Consider the following 6,362-nt stretch of genomic DNA (forward strand, 5'->3'; position numbering starts at 1 on the left):
TCCGGGCTTGTTTTGTTCTCTGGTAGAGCAGAGCAGGCTCAGGGCTACTGAAAGCCCGCTCCGTACCGCTTAGCGGTCGGAGCCGGGTAGTTTACGAAAATTGAGGCCTTTTTCTGCTCGCAACTTCTTGCCCTGAGGGGCAACTTTGTCCACCTCCAGCACCACGCCTGCCGGCTCGATCCTTACCACGCGGGCGCCGATTTTGCCGTCGTCGATCCAAACACTTGCCCCTACCTGCAGGTGCGCCAAAACCTCCGGCAGGCTGCAGGTCACCTGGCAGGAGATATCGGCGCTGGCCTCAGGAACCTTCGCGGTGAGCAGGATGCGATCCCCGCGGTACACCTTGGTTTTGCCGGGGGGCATGGCCACTGGGCCGGTGCGGATCTTGGGGCCAGCCAGGTCCAGCAAAATCTTGCAACGCCGTTGGGTCTGGGCTTCGGCCTGGCGCAAGTGGGCCACCATTTTCTCCCACACCGAGGGCTCGTCGTGGGCGCAGTTGATGCGGGCCACGTTCATGCCCCGCTCCAACAACTGCAGCAACAGCTCCGGCTGCTCGGCGGCTTCGCTGGGCAGGGTCACCATGATGCGCGCGCGGCGATGGGGAGAAGGGGGGCCAAACAGCGCCTCGGCGTGCTGCTCTAGTGCCGTATCCCCGGCGTAAAACTCTTCATAGCTGGGTGCCGTATGGGTCAAACCCTGGGTGGCTGCCAAAATAGCAATCACCGCATCCAGGCCCTCCAGAACCCGCGACTCACAGCGCCCCAGCGAGGACAGCCCCGCAGCCGCCAGCTCCAGTTGCAAGCTGCGCAGATCCTGTTGGCGCAGCGCCAGGTAGCGCGCCAGGTTGTGGATGGCCGCAGGAGGGCTCGTAAGGCAGCCCCAAGCGGCCAAGTATTTCTGGGATCCCTCTACAACCTGCTGCCGCAGCTCCAGGAGCCGCTCCAGCAAACTCCTAAGATTGCAGGAGGGGGAAGAGGAGGAAACCATGTCGAAAGTCTTCCCAAGACAAACCCGGCCCAATTCTATGCCTGAGCTTACTTGGGGTCGATCATAGGCGGGTTAGGTTGAGAAAGGAAGGCGATAGCCTTTCATTGCCCAGTGTTCCGGTCTAGAGTCGTTAACAGCCTTCGGCTGTCCTGCCTACTACTTCCTTGGGTTGCGTGAAACTTCATTCTCTCCCTCCTGCCCGTTCCCGCGAGCGGCCTGACCACAGGCTCTCCCTCGTTTGCGCGGTGGGCCTGATGGATCGCTATGTCCTCTCGGAGATGCTGCTGCCGTTTCTCTTTGGGGTGGGAGCTTTCACAACCTTGGTGATGGCGGTGGGATCCCTGTTCGAGCTGGTGCGCCTGGTGGTGGAGGCAGGGTTATCGATTTCAGCAGCCTTGCAGGTGTTCGTGCTGCGGGCGCCGGGGATCATCGTCCTGACGTTCCCGATGTCCATGTTGCTGGCCACGTTGCTGGCTTATGGGCGCTTGTCTGCCGATAGCGAAATCACAGCCCTGCGCGGCTGCGGGGTGAGCCTTTACCGCCTCATGGTGCCTGCCCTCGTCCTCAGCTTGCTGGTGACGACGTTAACGTTTCTGTTCAATGAGCTGGTGGTGCCGGTGAGCAATCGCCAAGCGGCCACGACTTTGAACCGAGCTTTAAATCGGGATCCGGACTTCCGGCGGGAGAATATCCTCTACCAAGAATTTGGCGAGATCCTCATGCCTGAGCCGGACGGCACCTTTTCCCGGCGACAAGGGCTAACCCGTCAGTTCTACGCCCGCAGCTTCGATGGGAAGCAAATGCGCGGCATTATCGTCCTGGATTTTTCCAACGAGGCGCTCAACCAAATTCTGCTGGCCCAGCGGGGGCGCTGGGATCCCCAAGAGAATCTTTGGGTGTTTGAGGATGGCACCAACTACATCGTTTCTCCGGATGGCACCTACAGCAACATTGCCACCTTCAGCCGGCAGGAGTTGCGTCTGCCTCGCGCGCCGCTGGAGCTGGCTCAGGAGATTCGCAGCCCTGAGGAAATGAACATTCGGGAGCTGAAGCATTACATCGAGGTGATCGCCAGTTCTGGAGATCTGCAACGGGTGCGCCGTCTGCAGGTCAGCCTCAACCAAAAGTATGCCATTCCTTTCGCGTGTCTGGCGTTTACCCTGATTGGGGTGCCTTTGGGGCTGCGCCCGCAGCGCACCGGTTCCTCTTTGGGGTTGGGCATCAGTGTGCTGATTATCTTTGCCTTCTATGTGCTGCTGTTCATCACCCAGGCGCTGGGACAAATTGGGACGCTGGGGCCAGCAATGGCGGCTTGGTTGCCCAACTTGATCTGTGCCGCCGTAGGGCTGGGGTTGCTTTACCGAGCCAATCAGTAGCTGCTGGGCACCGTTTCTCCAGATGTAGGATCAGGGTTGCCTGTGTATTCTGGAGAGCCCCCCATGGAAGTTCAAGCTTGGATGAATTGGATGTTTGGCGGATTAGCCCTGCTGATCTTGGGGGGAGGCATGCTGATGATGTTCACCACGGTGTTCACCACCAAAGGGCCCCAGCCCGAGGATTCTCAGTCGGATCCCCAAAAGGGGCGAGCCTAGCCCAAGGCCCGGTGACGGGATCCCTGGCATCCAGCTACATGCCTTCATGGGTTGTCAGTCTGGGCCGAGAGAGAACTAGTCCCGCTCCTGTTGGCGGAGCCGCTGCAGAAGCGAGAGGGGTTTCTCTTCCTCTGGCCCTTTCTTTTCAGTCGCAGTTGGCAGGGCGGCTGTTTCTGTTTTCTGAGGTTCGAGCAAAAGCTTGGCGGCTTCTGACTCAACGGCTGGAGGGCGAGCCGGGTTCTCCCCTTGTTGGCCGGGCAAGGGAACAGACTCCAGAGTGGCCAGCAGAGCTTGAATATGGCTGTGGGTTTCGGGATGGTTGCTGGCGGCATGGGCCAAGAGGGTGAGCTGCTCTTTGGCAGCGACCAGGTTCCCCAGCTTGAGATCCACCAAGGCCAGTTGATAGCGAGCCTTAAAGCCACTGGGATCCACCTCCACCGAGCGCTGAAAGGCGGCGCGGGCCTCCGCCAGCTTGCCTTGACGGGCATAGATCAAGCCGAGGTTGAAAGGCACGTCGGGATCCCGTTCGCTGGGCAGCACCAAGGTTTTTTCTTCCAGTTCAATTGCGCTCCGGTAGGCGTTGATGGCCAAGGTATGAAAGCCCATCTGCAGATAGCGAGCTCCGTCTTCCTTCAGTTGGGCGACCGTCGGCTCCCCTGTCAGTAGGGTCATGGGCGGTTGCGCGTGGGCAGGCATGGCCACCGCCAAGCTCAGCAGGCACCCCACCGTTTTCAGGCCTAAGGGTACAGCCTGACGACCAATCTGCTGCCTATTCATCACCATGATCTGTTTCCTCCAACCACATCAACACCACTTCATTCCACCCCTCTGGGCCCGGGAGCTGAGCCAATTGCCATTGAGGCAGGGCCTCACTCCAGAGACTATCCGCAATGGGGCTGGGAAGCACCACTTTTTGTTCCGACCATCGCAAAAAGGCCACATCTGGCGGGGAACACCCAATGCCCAAAGCTTTGATAGGGCCCAGATGCCGTTGGTAGCAATCCAGCAGCCGCTGCACCGCCTGTTCCCCCGGTAACCAATTGGGTTCTGCGGCCATCGTTGGCTGCATCCATCCGGTCAGATACCATTGCGGCAGGCTAGAGAAGTGAAGCTGACGCACCCGCAGCAGATGTTGGGTGAGGTTGGCTTCTTGCTGGGCAAAAGCTTCCCGCAGGGTTTCGGGATCCCCGGAATAGCTGAAAATCTCACTGTACTCTCGCTGCTGCGCCCGCTCTGCCTCTTCCAAAGGGATCCCAGTGGCAGCGGCCAGTTCAGAGGCAGTCCAATCCCCAAACCCGATCAAATCCAAGTGGGACTCTTGACGCACCTGTTGCAGGATGCTGCGCAGGCGAGAATAGGGCAGACCCAAAGCATACACGTAGTAGGGCGGTCGGTGTTGCCACTGCTCGTCTAGGATGCCCGCCGGGAAGTAATGCTCGGGAACGTAAACGGCAGAGCCATCCTCACAGATGAACGGATGCTCCAGGCGCAACTGCCGCCGCACATGTTCCAGTTGAGCGCGGGTGCGCAGGCTGTAGAGCACCAAGGGAATGGAGCGGCGCTCTAGGGCAGCCAAGGCTTGTCGGGCAGCACCATAGCTGTTGGACTCCAGATCCAGCAAGCTGCCATCTAAACTGGTAAGGACAAGTCGCATAGGTGCAGGAAGGGAAAAGGTGCTGGCCCCGTCAGAATTGCAAGTAGCGCGACCGGGATCCCTGAAGCGGCCAACATTACCCATGATCCAATAGCTTGACCAATCTGAGGGGGGTTAGCCTCAAATGCTCTCCCTCACAGCATCTGGGTGAATGGGCAATCCGTGCGCCAGAAGTGGTAAAAGCTCGATTGAGCACTACAGAATGCGTGTGTCGCCGAAGATCTTGGCTCAAAAACCAGCAGCAGAGAAGACAGACAGATTGAGTGGGTCAGTGGCTAGTTCTCTGTGCCAAAGGCACGATCCCCTGCATCCCCCAGCCCGGGCAAAATGAACCCTCGATCGTTCAGCCGCTCGTCAATCATGGCGCAGAAAATTTGCACCATCGGGTAGTGGGATCCCAACCGCTGTAACCCTGGGGGCGCTGCCAATGCGCTGACAATTCTAACCAAGCTGGGATCCGCCCCCCGTTTTTTTAGCTCATCCAAAACCCACAGCAGCGTGCCCCCGGTGGCCAACATCGGCTCGGGAATGAGAATGCGCATCTGTTCAGGGATCCGCTCTGGAAGGCGATTGAGGTAGCAACTGGCCTGCAGCGTTTCCTCATCCCGCACCATGCCAATGTGAAAGATCCGCGCCTGGGGCAAAAGGGCCTGACAGCCTTCCAGCATCGCCAAGCCAGCCCGCAATACAGGCACAATGCCCAGCAGGGTATCCGGCGCGATGACCTCTGCGGCAACGGGTTCCAAAGGGGTTTGCACCTGAACGGTCTGGGTGGGGATCCACTCCCGCATCGCCTCATAGGTTAGCCAGCGGCCCAGCTCCGACATGGCCGTGCGAAACAGGGGCATGGGCGTCTCCGCATCCCGAGCCACGGTTAGCCAGTGCTTAATGAGCGGGTGAGGGGGGACATAGACACGAAGCTGCTGACTTGCCACGGGAGAATGCCTCAATCTGGGCGGTAGCATAGCGGGTTGCCTTAGCAGAAAGCAAGCTCTAGAAAGCAAGCTCTCCAATTGGCCGCAACTCCATCCCGACCGGGGATAAATTGCCAACAGCTCCGGCAAATGCTCAAGGGGTGGGGCTCTTTGACCCAGCAAGATTGCGGCAGAATGAGATCTGCAGGCTACTTCGAGCGCCGGTCATGTTCGGTGGCTACAGGTTTGGGATAGACCAGGGCAAGGCTGGTTTCGGGTTTTGTTCCTCTTGCCATTTGCGAACTGAGGTGCTGGCCCCAGGGCAGCTTGGCCTCCCGCCGATGGAACCCAATGCCGGCGGATCTCGTCTGCAAGTACCGGTAGCCGGAGATACCGCTCTGTCCAAGGGTTTCTGGCTTAATGGGGTGTCGCAAGTTACAGCCTGTTCACAAATTAAGGGATACAAAACTTAAGGGATACAAAACATCGTGTTTCTGAGGCTTGACTCCGATGAGGTTTAGAACAAGTAGGTTTACAACCGTATCCGTAGCCCCTCAATAGGCTGTACCTGCATCTTTGGCCCCCTCACACCTTGCAAGGATTAGCTTAGGGAGAATGGATTATGGCTTCGTCTCAACCCTCTGACTCGAACACCAAGGCTCTGAGCCGCCGTCAGCTTCTCAAAGTGGGGGCCGCAGCCCTTGGGGGCGGTCTACTGGCGGCAGGGGGCGCCCAAGCTCAGCGCAAACCCTCTCCCACCCTGATCGTGGCTCAGGGATCCGGCCTGGATCGCGTTTCCTACGCTACCAACTGGTATGCTCAGGCGGAACACGGCGGCTTCTATCAGGCGGTGGCGACCGGCATCTACCGCGAGCATGGCCTGGATGTAACCATCAAGATGGGTGGCCCCGGCATCAACATCACCCAAGTTTTGGCCGGTGGAGCTGCCGAATTTGCCATGGGAGGAAGCACAGGGGTGATCAATGCTGTGCGAGAAGGGATCCCTTTGGTGTGTGTGGCAGCCATTTTCCAGAAAGACCCGCAGATCATCATGACCCACCCCGGCACCCAGCGCTTTGAAGAGCTCAAGGGCCGGCCCATTTTCGTCTCGAAAGGGGGGCTTGCCACCTACTGGCCCTACCTAAAGGCCCGCTTTGGCTTCACCGACGATCAGGTTCGTCCCTACAACTTCAACCCCGGCCCCTTTTTGGCGGA

The 6,362-nt window shown here is 59.0% G+C and carries 7 protein-coding genes; 3 read left to right on the forward strand and 4 right to left on the reverse strand.

Annotated elements, in window-relative coordinates:
- Window positions 1-69 precede the first annotated feature (69 nt).
- The gene (locus ACVWXZ_RS14070) at window positions 70-987 is read right to left on the reverse strand and encodes a pyruvate kinase (RefSeq protein ID WP_457404351.1); all 918 of its coding nucleotides are present in this window, start codon (window positions 985-987) and stop codon (window positions 70-72) included.
- Between the two features lie 173 nt (window positions 988-1,160).
- Between ACVWXZ_RS14070 and ACVWXZ_RS14075 the strand changes: the two genes are divergently transcribed.
- Both ACVWXZ_RS14075 and ACVWXZ_RS14080 read left to right on the forward strand, forming a co-directional pair.
- Entirely contained in the window at window positions 1,161-2,363 is a 1,203-nt protein-coding gene (locus ACVWXZ_RS14075; RefSeq protein WP_457442082.1) for an LptF/LptG family permease, read from the forward strand.
- Between the two features lie 63 nt (window positions 2,364-2,426).
- Window positions 2,427-2,579: a hypothetical protein gene (locus ACVWXZ_RS14080; protein ID WP_414328994.1), complete on the forward strand. Its 153-nt coding sequence runs from the start codon at window positions 2,427-2,429 to the stop codon at window positions 2,577-2,579.
- Between the two features lie 75 nt (window positions 2,580-2,654).
- Here ACVWXZ_RS14080 and ACVWXZ_RS14085 read toward each other — a convergent pair whose 3' ends face one another.
- The 3 genes from ACVWXZ_RS14085 to upp all read right to left on the reverse strand — a co-directional run bounded on the left by ACVWXZ_RS14085 (window position 2,655) and on the right by upp (window position 5,198).
- The gene (locus ACVWXZ_RS14085; protein ID WP_414383967.1) at window positions 2,655-3,362 is read right to left on the reverse strand and encodes a tetratricopeptide repeat protein; all 708 of its coding nucleotides are present in this window, start codon (window positions 3,360-3,362) and stop codon (window positions 2,655-2,657) included.
- A complete protein-coding gene (locus ACVWXZ_RS14090) occupies window positions 3,349-4,233 on the reverse strand; it encodes an HAD family hydrolase (protein ID WP_414383968.1) in 885 nt (294 codons plus the stop codon). Before ACVWXZ_RS14090 ends, ACVWXZ_RS14085 begins: the two co-directional genes overlap by 14 nt.
- Window positions 4,234-4,508: 275 nt before the next feature.
- On the reverse strand, window positions 4,509-5,198 hold the full coding sequence (gene upp / locus ACVWXZ_RS14095; protein ID WP_011433955.1) for a uracil phosphoribosyltransferase: 690 nt from the start codon (window positions 5,196-5,198) through the stop codon (window positions 4,509-4,511).
- A 571-nt stretch (window positions 5,199-5,769) separates the two neighbouring features.
- Between upp and ACVWXZ_RS14100 the strand changes: the two genes are divergently transcribed.
- On the forward strand, window positions 5,770-6,362 hold a 593-nt coding region (locus tag ACVWXZ_RS14100), incomplete at its 3' end, for an ABC transporter substrate-binding protein (protein WP_457482658.1).

Source organism: Thermostichus sp. MS-CIW-38, from assembly GCF_054058415.1.

Coding starts and splice junctions, on each gene's coding strand:
- upp (WP_011433955.1), bottom strand. CDS start 5,198: ATGCTACCGCCCAGATTGAGGCATTCTCCCGTGGCAAGTCAGCAGCTT.
- ACVWXZ_RS14080 (WP_414328994.1), top strand. CDS start 2,427: ATGGAAGTTCAAGCTTGGATGAATTGGATGTTTGGCGGATTAGCCCTG.
- ACVWXZ_RS14085 (WP_414383967.1), bottom strand. CDS start 3,362: ATGGTGATGAATAGGCAGCAGATTGGTCGTCAGGCTGTACCCTTAGGC.
- ACVWXZ_RS14090 (WP_414383968.1), bottom strand. CDS start 4,233: ATGCGACTTGTCCTTACCAGTTTAGATGGCAGCTTGCTGGATCTGGAG.
- ACVWXZ_RS14070 (WP_457404351.1), bottom strand. CDS start 987: ATGGTTTCCTCCTCTTCCCCCTCCTGCAATCTTAGGAGTTTGCTGGAG.